This is a genomic window from Planctomycetota bacterium, from assembly GCA_016872555.1.
Taxonomy (GTDB): Bacteria; Planctomycetota; Planctomycetia; order Pirellulales; family UBA1268; genus F1-20-MAGs016.
In genome coordinates this window covers 1-14,466 of record VGZO01000070.1, presented here as the reverse complement: position 1 = coordinate 14,466, position 14,466 = coordinate 1, and the positions used below count along the sequence as shown (strand labels likewise).

The window sequence follows — 14,466 nt, the reverse complement described above, 5'->3', positions numbered from 1 at the left end:
GGCCATGGATGGCTTTGTCCGCAGCGGAACGAACACGCTCAGGATGAGTCGATCGGCCGCTGGATGCGGCCGACGGCGACCTGGGAAACCCTCGGCGTTTCCCGCGGTCGCCCAAGCGGACAAAGGCCATGGATGGCTTTGTCCGCAGCGGAACGAACACGCTCAGGATGAGTCGATCGGCCGCTGGATGCGGCCGACGGCGACCTGGGAAACCCTCGGCGTTTCCCGCGGTCGCCCAAGCGGACAAAGGCCATGGATGGCTTTGTCCGCGCGAAAACTAGTCCAGCCAGTCGCTCTCGGCGAGACGCTCGGGGGTGTAGACCTCGGTGACGTAGCTGATGTCCTTGGAGATCAACGACTCGACCTCGAGCTTGAAGCCGTTGGTGAGCATCGTCTCGATCTCCTTCTGCCAGGCCTTCTTGCCGGCGAACCACGGGTAGGCTGCGATCTGCTTGGCGCGCTTGATGTCGGCGTCGGCCAGCGCGATCTGCACGCTCGGGCTCAGGCCGCAGCGCTGGTAGTCGCGGCTGCGCAGCCCGAGGAACCGGGCCTCGGGGATCGCCATCCGCTTCGACTCGTAGGCGAGGTTGATCGAACCCTGCTTGAGGACCGAGTAGATGTAGTACCCCCAGGGGTCGTTGTCGAGGAGGCAGTAGACGGGGAGCTCGAGCTCGTGATGGAGCCGGTACAGCATCCGGCGCACCCCGCGCGGCGGCTGCCCGCCGCCGTGGGTCAGCAGGCAGGAATGCTTCCGCCAGAACTTGTCCTCGTTGAAGCGCCGCCAGACGGTGTCTTTCTCGACATGGAGGATGAACTTGGCGTCGCACTCCTTGAAGCGGATGACGTTGGCCTCGACGATCGACGGGATGCTGTAGCCTCCCGAGCCCATCCGCGAGCAGTCGATCTCGTCGCCCGAGTCGACGAGGGTGATCGGGCCGACCATGCCGCCGCGGTTGCTGGCGTAGACGTGGAGCTCCTCGCGGAGGCTCTGGAGCGTGACCTCGAGGTCTTCGATGATCGGGTCGCACTCCTCCTGGGTGGCGAAGGTCTCCTCGCGCGTCCCCTCGATGGTGTGCTTGAGGAGGTAGTACAGACCGCGGATGCTCGTCGATTTCTGCTGGTCGATCAGCGACTTGCAGCCGGTGGCGACCAGCAGCGTCTGCATGTAGCTCTTCGCCTGGGAGAGGTTGAACAGCTGCCGGCGGTTCGTCTGCCCCCCCATCTCGACGATCTTCCGCGCCTTGTTGAAGCGGACGTTGGAGAGGTTGCGGGCGGGGATGTCGAGCCACGGGTCGCGGCGCTTGACGGCGGCGGTGGCCACCGCGTCGGCGAGATCGACGATCAGGCCGAGCGTCTTCCGATCGACGGCCGGGAGTTTGTCGCGCGGGACCGCGGGGGCCCTGGCCGCGGCGTCGGTCGCCGTTCCGCGACGGGCGGAGCGGGGGCGTTTGGCAGGCATGGCAGTGCCTCGGAGCGGGGGATGGCGGCCGATCGCAGGCGCCGAGTGCTGACGGACCGGTCAGCGAATGGTACCCTCGGGGTGTCGGAACGTCCGTCTCCCGCCTCAGGAGCCGTCGCCATGTCGTCGTCGGGTCGTGCTCTCTCCGCCGCCACCTGCATCGCCCTGCTGGTGTCGTTTGCCGATCCGTGTTCGGTGGCATTCGGTCAGGGGGGCGCGGCGATCCTGGCGCCGCCGCTCGAGCAGGCGGGCAAGCCGGCGACCGCCGGCAACCCGGCGGCGATGGCCAACGTCCCCGGAGCGAAGATGGCGGCCAATTTCGCTGCTGGCGGCGGAGCCCCGGCGGCTGCCGGCGCCGCGGCCGAGGCCACCGAGCCGGTCGGCGGGCAGATCAAGTACATCCCGGCCTATGCCGTCGCCGTGCTCGCCGCCGGTCTCGGGCTGTTCGTCGTCTGCCGTGGAAGTGGCCGGCGCCGCGACTCGGTGTAAGCGAGAGCCGTAAGCCGGAGCCGCAAGCGCGGCGATGCAGCCGCGGTGATCGCCTGCCCGTCTCAGCGCCTCGATTCGGCGGCTCGGGCCGCTGTCGTCGTGCGGGCGAGCACGTGCGGTTCCGGCAGGGGTTGTCCCGCCGAGGGCACGGTCACCGTGGCAGGCGGGCGGTGGAGTGTGGCACTCCTGAAGAACTCGGCGATTCGGCCGACGACGGTCCGCTGTTCGTCGGCGGTCAGCTCCGGGTAGATCGGCAACGCCAGTGTCTCGTCGGCCGCGCGCTCCGTCTCGGGGAGGTCGCCCCGGGCCCAGCCGAGGTGGCGGAAGCAGACCTGGAGGTGGAGCGGGATCGGATAGTAGATCTCTGTGCCGACCCGCGTCGCCGTGAGGTGGGCGCGGAGGGCGTCGCGGTGGCCACCGTGGACGCGGATCACGTACTGGTTCCAGACGTGGCGACCACGCGTCTCGTCGCCGGGCAGTGCGAGCCGCTCCGCCAGGCCGGCCCGCACGAACAGGTCGCGGTACCGCGCCACATTCGCGCGGCGCGCCTCCGTCCAATCGTCGAGATGCGGCAGCTTGACCCGCAGGACGGCCGCCTGGAGCGAGTCGAGCCGGCTGTTGATGCCGATCACCTGATGGTGGTAGCGGGGCTCCATGCCGTGGACGCGGAGGAGCTTGAGCCGTGCGGCGAGGTCGTCGCGGGTGGTGGTGAGAAAACCGCCGTCGCCGCAGCCGCCGAGGTTCTTCGTCGGGTAGAAACTGAAGCAGCCGACATCGCCGATTCCCCCCGTGCATCGGCCATGCCAGGTGGAGAGGATCGACTGGGCGCAGTCTTCGACGAGCGGCACCCCGGCCCGTGCGGCGATCGGCCGGAGGGCGTCCATGTCGGCGGTACGGCCGAACAAATGCACCGGGATGATCGCCCGGGTGCGGCTGCTGATCTTGCGTTCGACGTCGGTGGGATCGACGAGGTACGTCGCCGGGTCGATGTCGGCGAAGATCGGCACGGCTCCGAGGCGGGTGACGGCGCTTGCCGTGGCGAAGAAGGTGTAGCTGGGGATGATCACCTCGTCTCCGGTGCCGACGTCGAGCGCCATCAGCGCCAGCAGGAGGCTGTCGCTCCCCGACGCGCAGGTGATGGCGTGCGGGACGTCGAGGGCCCGGGCGAGTTCGGATTCGAGATCGGCGACGTCCGGCCCGAGGACGAACCGCCCCGAGTCGCAGACCCGTTCCAGCGCCGCCCGGATCGGCTCACGAAGGGCCTCGTATTGCCGGTCGAGGGCGAGGAGCCCGACGGCAGGCAGCAGCGGGTCGGCATCCTGGGGTGACGGGGACGACTGGCTCATGGGAACCTTTCGCGGGAACGGGGGCCGCGCCATGGCGACCTGGGCTGCGGTCACAATCGTCGCCGACCGCGCGTTCGCTCCAGACAATCGGCCGATGCCGACGTTCGGGCACTGTTTGTTCGTCGTCGGGAGCTCGGTGCCGGGCGGAATGGCGGGAAATAGGAAACCGGGTCGGCGGCGGTCAAGGGCAGCCGCGCCGCGAGCCGTGGCGGCAGCTTCGCGGCACGGCACCCAACTCGGCCATCCCCACCACTCCATCGGAACGACCGGTTTGACACCCCCTCGGCAGACACCCTAGATTCCCGGTGTTCGCCGCAGTCCCGTTTCCGCCCGCTTGTTTGGCGGTGGGGCTGATCCCGTGGAGTCGCACGGTCGCGGGTGCTGTCGCCCGGTCGCGTGAGTTGGATGGCATCCCCAACGGTCATCGATCTCGGGCCGATCGCCCGGCGACTCGATCTCCCCGCCGCGGGCGTCGAGACGGTCGTCGCGCTCCTCGACGAAGGGAACACCATCCCGTTCATCACGCGCTACCGGCGTGACCAGACGGCGGGGCTCGACGAGGTGGCGATCCGGCGGATCGCCGATGCCGTCACCCGGACGCGCCATCTCGCCGATCGGAAGCAGACGATCCTCCGCTCGATCGGGGGCCAGGGGAAACTGTCACCCGAGTTGCAGTCGCGGATCGAGGCTGCGGAGACCGCCAAACAACTCGAGGACATCTACCTCCCGTTCAAGCCCCGCAAGTTGTCGTTGGCCGAGATTGCCCGGCAGCGCCGCCTCGAGCCGCTGGCGCACGAGATCGTCGCCGCCGATCCGGCCGCCGTCGATCTCGACCGGCGCGCGGTGGACTTCGTCGATGCCGATGGGCAGGTCGCGACCGCCGCCGACGCGCTGCTCGGGGTCGGCCACATCATCGCGGCGGAGTACAGCGAGCGGGCCGACCTCCGCCAGCTGCTCCGGGCGACCCTCGCCGAGAAGGGGAATCTCACCAGCCAACGCGTCGAGAGCCCTGCCAAGGCGCAGTCGAAGGACGAGAAGCACTACCGTGACTACTTCGCGTTCTCCGAGCAAGTGCAACGGGTGCCACCGCACCGTGTGCTCGCCATCAACCGGGGTGAGCGTGCCCGACTCCTCAAGGTACGGATCGAGGGCCCGGTGGAGGAGATGCAGGGCGCGGCCGAGTCGCTGCTCGTTCCCGCCGAGCATCCCCATGCGGTGTTCCTGCGCGGCTGCGTCCGCGACGCCGTGACGCGGCTGGTGATGCCGAGCCTGGAACGCGAGATCCGTCGCGAGATGACCGACGTCTGCGAAGCGCACGCCGTCGAGGTGTTTGCCCGCAATCTGCGCAATCTCCTCCTCCAACCACCGGTCGGTGGGCGGCGCGTGCTCGCGCTCGATCCCGGCTTCAAGAGCGGCTGCAAGGCCGTCGCGATCGACGAGTGCGGAAGCCCACTGGAGCATGCGGTGCTCCACATCATCGGCAAGGCGGAGAAGCGGGCGGCGGCCGCGGCGAAGTTGACCGAGATGGTCAAGGCGCACGGCTGCAGCGTGATCGCCGTCGGCAACGGGACCGCGGGGCGTGCCGTCGAGACGCTCGTCGCCGAGCTCGTAGCCGGGGAACTGGCGGCCTGCGACGTCGGCTACGTGATCGTCAACGAAGCCGGTGCGAGCGTCTATTCGACCAGCCCGTACGCCCGCGAGGAGTTGCCCGGCCACGAGGCGGCGGTTCGCGGAGCGATCTCGATTGGGCGCCGGCTCCAGGATCCGCTCTCGGAGTTGGTGAAGATCGAGCCGGCCAACATCGGCGTCGGACTCTACCAGCACGACGTCAAGGCACGCCACCTGCATGCATCGCTCGAGGCGGTCGTCGAGAGCTGCGTGAATTTCGTCGGCGTCGACGTCAACACGGCCAGTCCCGCGCTCCTCCGGCGCGTCTCGGGCCTCAACCAGACCACCGCCCGCGGCTTCGTCGAATGGCGTACCAAGAACGGCCCGTTCACGTCGCGGCGGCAATTCCTCGAGGTTCCGGGGTTCGGCGAGGCGGCGTTCGTCCAGGCGGTCGGGTTCCTCAAGATCGTCGGTGGGGAGAACCCGCTCGACGCGACTTGGATCCACCCCGAGAGCTACCCGGTCGCCGCCCAGGTCCTCGACCGCCTCGGCGGGCGCTCGGAGGACCTGACGAACCGCCAGTCGACGGCGGCACTCGCCGAGAAGGCCGGGACCGTCGACCTTCCGGCCCTCGCCGGGGAGCTGGGGGTCGGGCGGCTGTTGCTGGCGGACATCGTCGACCAGCTGTCGCGGCCCGGGCGTGACCCGCGCGAAGACCTGCCGCCGCCGTTCTTCAAAAAGGGCGTGCTCAAGCTCGAGGATCTGCAGGTCGGCATGGAACTGCTCGGCTCGGTCCTCAACGTCGTCGACTTCGGTGTGTTCGTCGACATCGGCATGCACGACAGCGGGATGGTCCATGTCAGCCAGCTGTCGCGGCGCTTCGTGCGCGATCCCCACGATCTCGTCTCGGTGGGGCAGATCGTCAAGGTTTGGGTCCTGGAGATCGACAAGGCGCGGCGGCGGGTGAGCCTGACGATGATCCCACCCGGCCCGCCACCCGGCCCCAGGAACCCGGACCGGCATCCCGCTGCCGGCCGCGGCGACCGCGACCCTGGGCAGGGAGGGCAGCGTGGCGCTCGCTCGGGGAGTCCCCCGCGGGCGAACAGCGCAGGCGTTCGGCCCGGCGGCGGCGAGGCAGCCGCGGGCGCGGCGCCCCAGCCGAGGCCTTCCGGGCGTGGCGGTGCTCCGCGTCCGGCGGGGGGGCAGCACGGCGGCGACCGTGCGGCGGGAGCAGGCCGTCGGCAGCAGCGTGACCCGCCCCCGGCAGCGCCGCCACGCCGTCCACAACTCGGTGGTCGCGATACCGCGCTCCCCGTCGATCCGCCGCGGCGGGTCTACGAATCGCGGTCGAGCAGGGAATCGCGCCCTCTCACCGATGCGATGCGCCAGGGGCGCGAACCACTGCGGACGTTCGGCGATTTGAAACAGTTCTTCGATACCGCCGCGCCGACACCCGAGGCGGATCGGGATTCCGGTCCTGCCGATGTCACTGCCCATCGGCCCACGCACGACGACGACCGACAGCCCGAGCGGCCCGGCCCGAGCGACGCGGCGACGACTGCCGCCGATGGGCCTGTCGCGGGGGGAGCGATCGGTGCTCTGCGGGCAGGACACCCCGAGCCGCACGGGCAGGAGTCGCCGCCCACGGCCGAGTCCGGCGACCGATCGGGGACGGAAGCTGCCGATGGCGACCGGCCACCGCCCGCGTCGTGACGGCCGTCAGCCGCTCCGGACAACACCGACCGGATCAGTCATCGATGCGCCGTCGATGCTCGCGGCCGGTTGCGGATCCGTGCTCGCCTGGGAGGGCTCGCTGCCGTCGCGAATCACCGCTCGCGGAACGTGATCCGCCCCTTGGTGAGATCGTAGGGGGAGAGTTCGACCTTGACCTTGTCCCCGGGAACGATCCGGATGAAGTTCTTCCGCATCTTGCCGGCGACATGGGCGTTGACGACATGCCCGCCGCTGATCTGGACGCGGAAGCGCGTGTTGGCGAGGGCCTGCATGACGACGCCCTCGACCTCGAGTGCCTGTTCTTTTTCCGCCATGGGACTCCTTCGGGACCGGAAATGTTAACCGCTTGCATGCTAGCCACGTCCGGCGGCCCCGTCCAGCAGGAGCGGGGGCGGAGCCCGACGGCCGATGCCGATCACGCCTCGTCGGCGGCTGCAGCCGGCGCCGATCCCGACGCCTTCCAGCGGAGATAGGCGTCGAGAAAACCGTCGATGTTGCCGTCGAGGACGCTCTGGAAGTTGCCGACGTAGTGGCCCGTCCGCTGGTCCTTCACCCGTTGGTCAGGGTGGAGGAAATAGTTGCGGATCTGCGAGCCGAACCCGGTCTTCGGCTGCTGCTTGTAGCGCGCGAGCTGCTCGGCCTCGCGCTTCTCCTCCTCGAGCCGTGCGATGCGCGACCGCAGCATCTTGATCGCCGTCGCGCGGTTCTTGTGCTGGCTCCGTTCGCTCTGGCACTGGACGACGATCCCGGTCGGGAAGTGGGTCAGGCGGATGGCGCTCGACGTCTTGTTGACGTGCTGGCCACCGGCCCCGCTGGCACGGAAGACGTCTTCGCGGATGTCCTCGTCACGGAGCTCGATGTCGGCGTCGTCGTCGGCGATCTCCGGGGCGACGTCGACCGCCGCGAAGCTCGTCTGCCGCTTGCCTTCGGCGTTGAACGGGCTGATCCGCACGAGGCGGTGGATCCCCGTCTCCCCTCTGAGGTGGCCGTAGGCCCAGGGGCCGCGGATCGCGATCGTCGCACTCTGGATCCCGGCGACGGCGTCGTCCTGGCGGTCGAGCAGCTCGATCGAAAAGTCGCGCCGCGCGGCCCACGACGAATACATGCGCAGGAGCATCTCGGCCCAGTCGTTGGCGTCGGTGCCACCGTCGCGGGCGTTGATCGAGACGATCGCGTCGGCGCCGTCGTGCGTGCCCGACAGCAGGCTGCTGAGCTCGAGGGCGTCGACGAGCTTCTCGAGACGGTCGGCCTCGGCCGCCAGGTCGGGCTCGAGGCTCTGCTCCTCGCGCGCCAATTCCTCGAGGGCCTCGAGGTCGGCCGCGACGGCGAGGGCATCCTCGAGCGGTTTGAGGATCGAATTGACGGTCTTCAATTCGGCGACGGTCGCCTGGGCGCGAGCATTGTCGTCCCAGAAACCGGGCTCGCCCATCGCCTGTTCGATCCGCGCGGCGGATCGCTTGCGCCCCTCCCAGTCAAAGGGAGTCTCGGAGTTGGAGCAATCGGGCCCGGATCGAGCTGGCGCGGGTGTGAAGTGCGGTATCCATCGAGACAGTGTACGGGCCCGGGCTCGGGGCGTCCAAGCCCGCCGCTCACGACCGGGCGACGCGGTTGCCCGGAAGACGCCGCACGAGCCGGCGCATCTCGAGGACGCCGATCGTCGCCAACACCTGCGAGGCCTGCAGGCCGGTGGCATCGACGACGTCGTCGACGAGCGGTGGATCGCTGCCGCGTACACCCGCCGGAGCGATCGCCGCGAGCACCGCCCGCTCCCGTTCGTCGAGCACCAGCTCGGCCGGGGTCTCGACCGCCGTGCCGTCGGCCGACGTGGCGGTCTCGAACAGCGGCCCGAGACCGGTGAGGATGTCGTCGACGCCACCCACCAGCGCGACCCCGTCGCGGATCAATTCGTGGCAGCCCCGCGACATCCGGCAATCGATCGGGCCCGGCACGGCGAACACTTCGCGCCCCTGTTCCCCCGCCAACCGTGCCGTGATCAACGCCCCGGAGCGATCCGACGCCTGGACGACGACCGTTCCGAGGGTGAGGCCGGAGACGATCCGGTTCCGCTGGGGAAACGCGGCAGCAAAGGGCTCGGCGAACGGGGGCTGTTCGCTCACCAGTGCCCCGTGGGAGACGACCTCGTCGGCCAGGCCGTCATGTTCGGGGGGGTAGACGTTGAGGACGCCGCTGCCGAGGACGGCGATCGTCCGGCCGCCGGCCGCCAGCGCGCCACGGTGGGCGGCCGCGTCGATCCCGCGGGCCAGCCCGCTGACGACGGTGTATCCGGCCCGGGCCAGCCCGCCGGCGAGCTGCCCCGCGACGCGGAGGCCGTAGTCGGTGGCATGCCGGCTGCCGACGATCGCGACCGCGAGGGCATCGCACGGGACGAATCCACCGCGCACGAACAGCAGCCCCGGAGGGTCGGCGATCCGCGACAGCAGCCTCGGATAGTCGGGGCTGGTTTCGGCGATGATCCGCACGCCGCGCTCGCGACACGATTCGAGCAGGCGATCGACGTCGACGTCGTTGGCCAACTGCCCGATCTCGCGGGCCAGCTTCCGGCTGATGCGCCCGACTCCCTGGAGCTCGAGAGGGCGTGCGGCCAGGATCGCCGTCGGCGACCCGAAACGCTCGAGCAGCAGCCTCCGCAGCCGGGGACCGATGCCGGGCACACTCGCCAAGCGGACGTGATCCCGCAGGTCGCCGCTGTCGTCGCCGGCGGCCGCCCGGGGAATGCCGCTCGGCGCTGCGCCGGCGGATGGCTGCGGGGATGTGGGATCGTCCATGCGCGACGAAGTCCGGTGGTGTACGTGTGTATCGTTTTAGGCCGGCACACGGGGGCGCGTCAACTGGCCGCGACGGGGCAGCACCGACGGCACTTCGCCGAGCGTGTGCAGACGCGGGGGGGGACGAGCGACGGCCAGCACCACCCGTGGGCGGTGGAACGCGGGCCGCTCACCCGGCGGCGACCTTCATTTCGGCAAGGCGCTGCGCCGTCCCGACGAGGCGGTCCCAGTTGGCGTCGACGTATTCAGGCGGCCCGCCGATTTGGGCGACGACCTGGGCGACGGTCTCGGTCGGCACCATCTCGATCGCGTCCCAGGGGCAGACCTTGAGGTCGTAGGGGTTCGACTTCTTCCCCGGAATGTGGACGCAGACCTCGCAGCCGACGCAGCGCTCGATGTCGATCTCGCACCAACTCTGCAGGTTGTGGAAGTTGTCGTATTGCTGGACCTTGACGATGCAATCGACAGGACAGACTTCCAGGCAGCTTTCGCAGCCGGTGCAGTTGTCGGCGTTGATGACTGCCAGTTCTTTCGGCAGTTTCTTCCGGGGTCCGGCCTTGGCCATGGTGGTGTCGATCGGCTGGGGTGAGTGAGAACTTTCGCCAGCCGATTCTAGCCGGCACGACCGACGCGACCAAACCCGCCGGGTGGGAAGGATTTGTCCACGGACGGCTCTACCGTCTCGCCGCGGATCAGGTCGTCAGCCGTCTGCCGCGTCCGGACGAGCCGTGCGGCGCCCCCGTCGACGAGGACCTCGGCGGGGAGGGGCTTGGAGTTGTAGTTGCTGGCCATCACGAAGCCGTAGGCCCCCGCGACCTCGATCACCAAAAGGTCGCCGACGGCCGCCTCGGGCAGCACACGCGTGGCGACGAAGCCGCCGTCGGTCTGCGTGAAGATGTCTCCGGACTCGCACAGTGGCCCCCCCACGGCGACCTCGGCTCCCCGCGCGACCGGGCCCTCGGGCAGGGTCGGGTCGGCCGGGCAGAGGCTCATCGGGTGGTAGGCGCCGTACATCACCGGGCGCGCGAGCGTGTTGAAACCGGCATCGACGAGGAGGTAGGTGCGGCTGCCCTGCCGCTTCACGGCGCGGATTTCGGTGACGAGGAATCCCGCTTCGGCGGTGAGGTAGCGCCCCGGTTCCAATTCGAGGCGGATGCGGTGACCGAACCGGTCCTCGAGGCGCCGGCGGGTCGCATCCCAGAGGCGGTGGTAGCCGCCGAGGTCGGCGTGCACCTCGCCGGGCCGGTAGGGCACCGGCAGGCCGCCACCGGCGCTGATCGTGGTCAGCGACCTACCGACCTCCCCGGCGACCCGCTCGAGCGCTCCGGCGACCTCGGCGAGGTGGGCAAGATCGGTGCCGCTCCCGATGTGCATGTGGAGGCCGGTCACCGCCAGGCCCGCCCACTCGGCGCGGCGGAGGGCGTCGGGCACCTCCTCGTGCCAGATGCCGTGCTTCGACCCCTCGCCACCGGTGTTGGTCTTCTGGCTGTGCCCGTGGCCGAAGCCGGGGTTCACCCGCAGCGTCACCTCCGCTCCTGGCGACCGGGCCGCCAGCTGCTCGAGCATGTCGGCTGACCCGCAGTTGCAGTGGATGCCGTGGCGGACGACGGCGTCGAGGCTGTCGCGGTCGAAGATGTCGGCCGTGTAGACGATCGGGTGGGCGGGGGCGAGACCGTCACCGCCCGGCGGCGCGTGCCGCGGGGCGTAGCCGGCCGCGAGGGCCCGATGGATCTCCCCGGCGCTGACGGCGTCGACGAGCACTCCGGCGCGCCGCACGAGATCGAGCACCGCGAGATTGGAGCAGGCCTTCTGCGCGAAGCGGACGGTGTCCCAGGCTGCCAGGTCGTGGCAGCGGCGGCGGATCGTCGCTGCGTCGTAGGCATACAGGGGCGTGCCGTGCCGCGCCGCCATGTCGGCCACGGAGACGCCGCCGATCGAGCGGCGAACGGTGGGAGTGGCCGGCTGCGCGGCCCCGTTGGAGGTCGCCATCGTGGGGTTCCTCGAGGAGCGGACCGGGCACGTCGCGCGGTGCGTTGCGCTCGATCCGCCGCGAGCGGCGGTCAGCGTCCGGGGGCTCCAGCCGGCAGCGGCAGGCCACCACCGGCCGCGGCTGCCTGTCCGGCGAGCGTCGCCAGTGCCCGAACCACCCCCGCGCCGAGCGACAGCCGGGTCGCGACGCCACGGTCGATCGGCGTCATCGCCAGGCTCAGGGCCGCCGACTCCGCATCGGTGTCGAGCAGGCTCGCGGCACGCTCGGCAGCCGTGGTCGCCATCGCGCCGGCCCCACGCGCCGCGGCGAACGAGAGGATTTCGTCCATGGCCACGGTGACGTTCATGCCCTGCGGGGCGTTGGTGATCGCCTTCCCGCTGCCGGCCTGGAGCTCGCCCAGCCGGGCCTTGGCGTCGCCGCCCTCGAGGAGGTAGGCGTAGCGCGGGCCGACGGCCAGCGTGAACGCCAGCGGTCGGCCGATCATCTCGGCGCCTGGGACACCGCCGAGGTCGACGCCCACGGTGTGGAGGTTGGCGTCGCCGACCCGGCCGGTGTCGAAGCGGACGTCGACAGCACCGGGCAGTCCGGCCCCCGGGCCGAGGAGCTCCTTGATCTGCTTCTCGAGCGCCGGGCCGTCCTTCACCCGCAGCGCCGCCGACAGCGTCGGGCCCGACTTGGCATCGGAGGTGTCGAGCGTCGCGGCGGCGTCGAGCGCGCCCGACGAGACCATCGCCCCGGCGATCGCGCGGACGACACCGCCGACGATCCTCCCGGCGAGATCGGCGTTGACCCCGGGAATCGCGCCGTCGAGCAACGCCAGCACTTTCTGCTGGTCTCCGGTGGAGAGTTCCTGCGACACCACCGCCCGCAGCGCCGCCGGGCCTCCGTCGCCCGTCTTCGCCGAGGACACGGTGAGCGGTCCGCTCGCGGCCGGCGCCCGGCCGGTGGGCGCCACGGTCCGGTTCTCGATGAACACGCGGTTCTTGCCGTCGTCGATGCCGACCCCGACGAGCAACGACTCGAGCGTGCCCACCGCATCAATGGCGGCGCTGACGGCATTGGCATCGACCGGCCGCCCTTCCGCGGCACTCGATTCGGCCATCTGTCGGATCGCCGACTGCAGCAGCGCCTTGATCCCCTCCGGCAAGCGGCTGGGGAACGCCTTGATGACCAGCGAATAGTCGCCGGCGAGCGGCTCGAGCAGCTTGAGCGGGTCTTCGACCGGAGCCTGGCTGCCGGCCTGGCCGACCAGCGCCCAGCCGTCGCGCTCGACGATGTCGATGTCCATCCCCGAGGGGAGCGACAGACGCCGCCGCTGCTGCGACTTCTCCACCCGGCCAGTGACCCCCTCGAGCGAGGCGAGGAGCTTGTCGAGATCCTTCACCGGCAGCAGCGCGTGGGCGGCGACGTCGGCGCCGTCGCTGGTGACGAGGACGCCGATCGGCCGCCGCACGTCGAGGCCGTTGAGCCCCTTGCCCTGCGTGGCGAACAACAGCGTGCTCTCGAGCAGCCCGGCGAGCGTGGGGTTGTCGACGTGGGGCCCGAGCCAGGTGAGCTGCTTCTTGATGTCGGCATAGCTGTCGAGCGCGGCGACGGCGATCACCTGGCGCGGCCGCGGCTCCTGTCCGCGGGCCGGCAGGGTGACGGTCGCGACCGTGAGTGCCACGACGATCGACAGCGGCGTGAGCGACAAGGCGAAGGGCGCGCGACGACTCATGCGGCGGGGCTCCTGAAAAGTGCGGATCGGCTCTGGAAAAGCTACGGCAGTGTACCAGCGTACCGGGCAAACAAGTATTCTCTCCCCCATGCCAGGTTCGACCCCCACCGTCGATCCGCTCGTCGTCCTGCCCGGGCGCCGGCGGATGCCGCGCCTCTCGCTTCAGGGGCTGCTGTGGTGCGCCACGGCACTGACCACGTTCGCCGCGGGAGTCGTGGGCTGGCAGCCGGTGGTACTCGGCTTCGATGCCGACCTCATGTCGGCCCTCCCCGGACACTGGGACCGCGGGGTCGTCTACATGCTGGCTGTGCTGGCAGTGCTCGGCGCCCACGAGGCGGGGCACTTCATGGCCGCCCGGCTGCACGGCATCCCGGCGACGCTGCCGTTTTTCATCCCCGTGCCGGTGATGCTCACCGGCACGCTCGGGGCCGTGATCGGCATGGAGGGCTCGCGGGCCGACCGCCGCGAGCTGTTCGACATCGCCCTGGCCGGTCCGCTGGCGGGGTTGGTCTTGGCGGTCCCGGCGCTGGTGGTCGGGCTCCTCGTCGGCACCCCGGCGGCGGATCCGCTGTTCGCGATGCCGCCGCTCGCCGAATGGCTGATGCGGCTGGTCCGCCCCGATCTGCTGTCGGCCGCGGGCATCGATCCCAATCCGCTGTACATGGCCGGGTGGGTGGGCCTGCTCGTGACCGGTCTCAACATGATCCCCGTCAGCCAGCTCGACGGCGGGCATGTCGTCTACGCGCTGCTCGGCCGCCGTGCCAACTGGGTCGCGCGGACGCTGCTGCTGGCGGCGATCACCGCCGTCGTCGTCCTCGGCAGGTTCAACTGGGTGATCATGGTGGTCCTGGTGACGTTGATCGGCGTCGACCACCCGCCGATCCGCGAGGAGGATCGGCCGCTCGATCGCTTCCGGACCGTCCTCGGGTTCCTCTCGCTGGCGATCCCGCTGGTGACGTTCATGCCCGAACCGCTGCGGATCTAGTCCTGAAACAAGCGAGTGCGAAGCGCGCCGCACTGCCATTTCGGCATGGAGAGTCGGCGCACAACTTGTCCGCCCGGCGCCGCATCGGCCGCTTGAGTGGCTCGTGTTGTCGGAAGTCTCATGTCGATCTCAGCTGCACGTCGTGCGGTCAGGGGTGAATAGGGACCGGCGCATCCGAACTCCGGCTTCATGAAGCGTCGTCAGCATCGCAGCGGCGTACGCAGTTGATCAAGCAGCCGGAAGAAGACGTGCTGCCAGGGGTTCCACGACAAGAGGCGGAACACGATCCGCCTGCCCGTCGAGATGATCTGCGCCGGCACCGCCATGAACGCCCGACGGAACGTCGTGAACT

At 70.2% G+C, this 14,466-nt stretch carries 11 protein-coding genes; 3 read left to right on the top strand and 8 right to left on the bottom strand.

Annotated elements, in window-relative coordinates:
* Positions 1 to 277: 277 nt before the first annotated feature.
* Positions 278 to 1,459 carry a DNA topoisomerase IV subunit A gene (locus FJ309_15840; GenBank protein ID MBM3956054.1) on the bottom strand — a complete coding sequence of 394 codons (1,182 nt, stop codon included), beginning with the start codon at positions 1,457 to 1,459 and terminating at the stop codon, positions 278 to 280.
* A gap of 120 nt (positions 1,460 to 1,579) precedes the next feature.
* On the opposite strand from FJ309_15840, the gene FJ309_15835 reads away from it, so the two are divergent.
* The gene (locus tag FJ309_15835) at positions 1,580 to 1,948 is read left to right on the top strand and encodes a hypothetical protein (GenBank protein ID MBM3956053.1); all 369 of its coding nucleotides are present in this window, start codon (positions 1,580 to 1,582) and stop codon (positions 1,946 to 1,948) included.
* Between the two features lie 62 nt (positions 1,949 to 2,010).
* Here FJ309_15835 and FJ309_15830 read toward each other — a convergent pair whose 3' ends face one another.
* The gene (locus FJ309_15830; GenBank protein MBM3956052.1) at positions 2,011 to 3,294 is read right to left on the bottom strand and encodes a DegT/DnrJ/EryC1/StrS family aminotransferase; all 1,284 of its coding nucleotides are present in this window, start codon (positions 3,292 to 3,294) and stop codon (positions 2,011 to 2,013) included.
* A gap of 405 nt (positions 3,295 to 3,699) precedes the next feature.
* Here FJ309_15830 and FJ309_15825 point away from each other — a divergent pair, with 405 nt between their 5' ends.
* Positions 3,700 to 6,615, top strand: coding sequence for a S1 RNA-binding domain-containing protein (locus tag FJ309_15825; GenBank protein MBM3956051.1), 2,916 nt, complete (start codon positions 3,700 to 3,702; stop codon positions 6,613 to 6,615).
* Positions 6,616 to 6,728: 113 nt separating this feature from the next.
* Here FJ309_15825 and infA read toward each other — a convergent pair whose 3' ends face one another.
* The 6 genes from infA to FJ309_15795 form a co-directional block, all read right to left on the bottom strand.
* A complete protein-coding gene (gene infA, locus FJ309_15820; protein ID MBM3956050.1) occupies positions 6,729 to 6,950 on the bottom strand; it encodes a translation initiation factor IF-1 in 222 nt (73 codons plus the stop codon).
* 101 nt (positions 6,951 to 7,051) lie between these two features.
* Complete coding sequence (locus FJ309_15815) at positions 7,052 to 8,329, bottom strand: peptide chain release factor 2 (protein MBM3956049.1); 1,278 nt, start codon at positions 8,327 to 8,329, stop codon at positions 7,052 to 7,054.
* Positions 8,226 to 9,422 carry a DNA-protecting protein DprA gene (dprA, locus tag FJ309_15810; GenBank protein MBM3956048.1) on the bottom strand — a complete coding sequence of 399 codons (1,197 nt, stop codon included), beginning with the start codon at positions 9,420 to 9,422 and terminating at the stop codon, positions 8,226 to 8,228. Before dprA ends, FJ309_15815 begins: the two co-directional genes overlap by 104 nt.
* A gap of 169 nt (positions 9,423 to 9,591) precedes the next feature.
* The gene (locus FJ309_15805; GenBank protein MBM3956047.1) at positions 9,592 to 9,987 is read right to left on the bottom strand and encodes a 4Fe-4S dicluster domain-containing protein; all 396 of its coding nucleotides are present in this window, start codon (positions 9,985 to 9,987) and stop codon (positions 9,592 to 9,594) included.
* A gap of 47 nt (positions 9,988 to 10,034) precedes the next feature.
* Entirely contained in the window at positions 10,035 to 11,411 is a 1,377-nt protein-coding gene (gene lysA, locus FJ309_15800; protein MBM3956046.1) for a diaminopimelate decarboxylase, read from the bottom strand.
* A 71-nt stretch (positions 11,412 to 11,482) separates the two neighbouring features.
* Entirely contained in the window at positions 11,483 to 13,129 is a 1,647-nt protein-coding gene (locus FJ309_15795; protein MBM3956045.1) for a hypothetical protein, read from the bottom strand.
* Positions 13,130 to 13,217: 88 nt separating this feature from the next.
* Between FJ309_15795 and FJ309_15790 the strand changes: the two genes are divergently transcribed.
* A complete protein-coding gene (locus FJ309_15790) occupies positions 13,218 to 14,114 on the top strand; it encodes a site-2 protease family protein (protein ID MBM3956044.1) in 897 nt (298 codons plus the stop codon).
* Positions 14,115 to 14,466: the final 352 nt, after the last annotated feature.

Bases quoted from the DNA above. Each gene is read 5' to 3' on its own strand.
- FJ309_15840 (MBM3956054.1), bottom strand. From the start codon at position 1,459: ATGCCTGCCAAACGCCCCCGCTCCGCCCGTCGCGGAACGGCGACCGAC.
- FJ309_15835 (MBM3956053.1), top strand. From the start codon at position 1,580: ATGTCGTCGTCGGGTCGTGCTCTCTCCGCCGCCACCTGCATCGCCCTG.
- FJ309_15830 (MBM3956052.1), bottom strand. From the start codon at position 3,294: ATGAGCCAGTCGTCCCCGTCACCCCAGGATGCCGACCCGCTGCTGCCT.
- FJ309_15825 (MBM3956051.1), top strand. From the start codon at position 3,700: ATGGCATCCCCAACGGTCATCGATCTCGGGCCGATCGCCCGGCGACTC.
- infA (MBM3956050.1), bottom strand. From the start codon at position 6,950: ATGGCGGAAAAAGAACAGGCACTCGAGGTCGAGGGCGTCGTCATGCAG.
- FJ309_15815 (MBM3956049.1), bottom strand. From the start codon at position 8,329: ATGCCACCGGCCTGCAGGCCTCGCAGGTGTTGGCGACGATCGGCGTCC.
- dprA (MBM3956048.1), bottom strand. From the start codon at position 9,422: ATGGACGATCCCACATCCCCGCAGCCATCCGCCGGCGCAGCGCCGAGC.
- FJ309_15805 (MBM3956047.1), bottom strand. From the start codon at position 9,987: ATGGCCAAGGCCGGACCCCGGAAGAAACTGCCGAAAGAACTGGCAGTC.
- lysA (MBM3956046.1), bottom strand. From the start codon at position 11,411: ATGGCGACCTCCAACGGGGCCGCGCAGCCGGCCACTCCCACCGTTCGC.
- FJ309_15795 (MBM3956045.1), bottom strand. From the start codon at position 13,129: ATGAGTCGTCGCGCGCCCTTCGCCTTGTCGCTCACGCCGCTGTCGATC.
- FJ309_15790 (MBM3956044.1), top strand. From the start codon at position 13,218: ATGCCAGGTTCGACCCCCACCGTCGATCCGCTCGTCGTCCTGCCCGGG.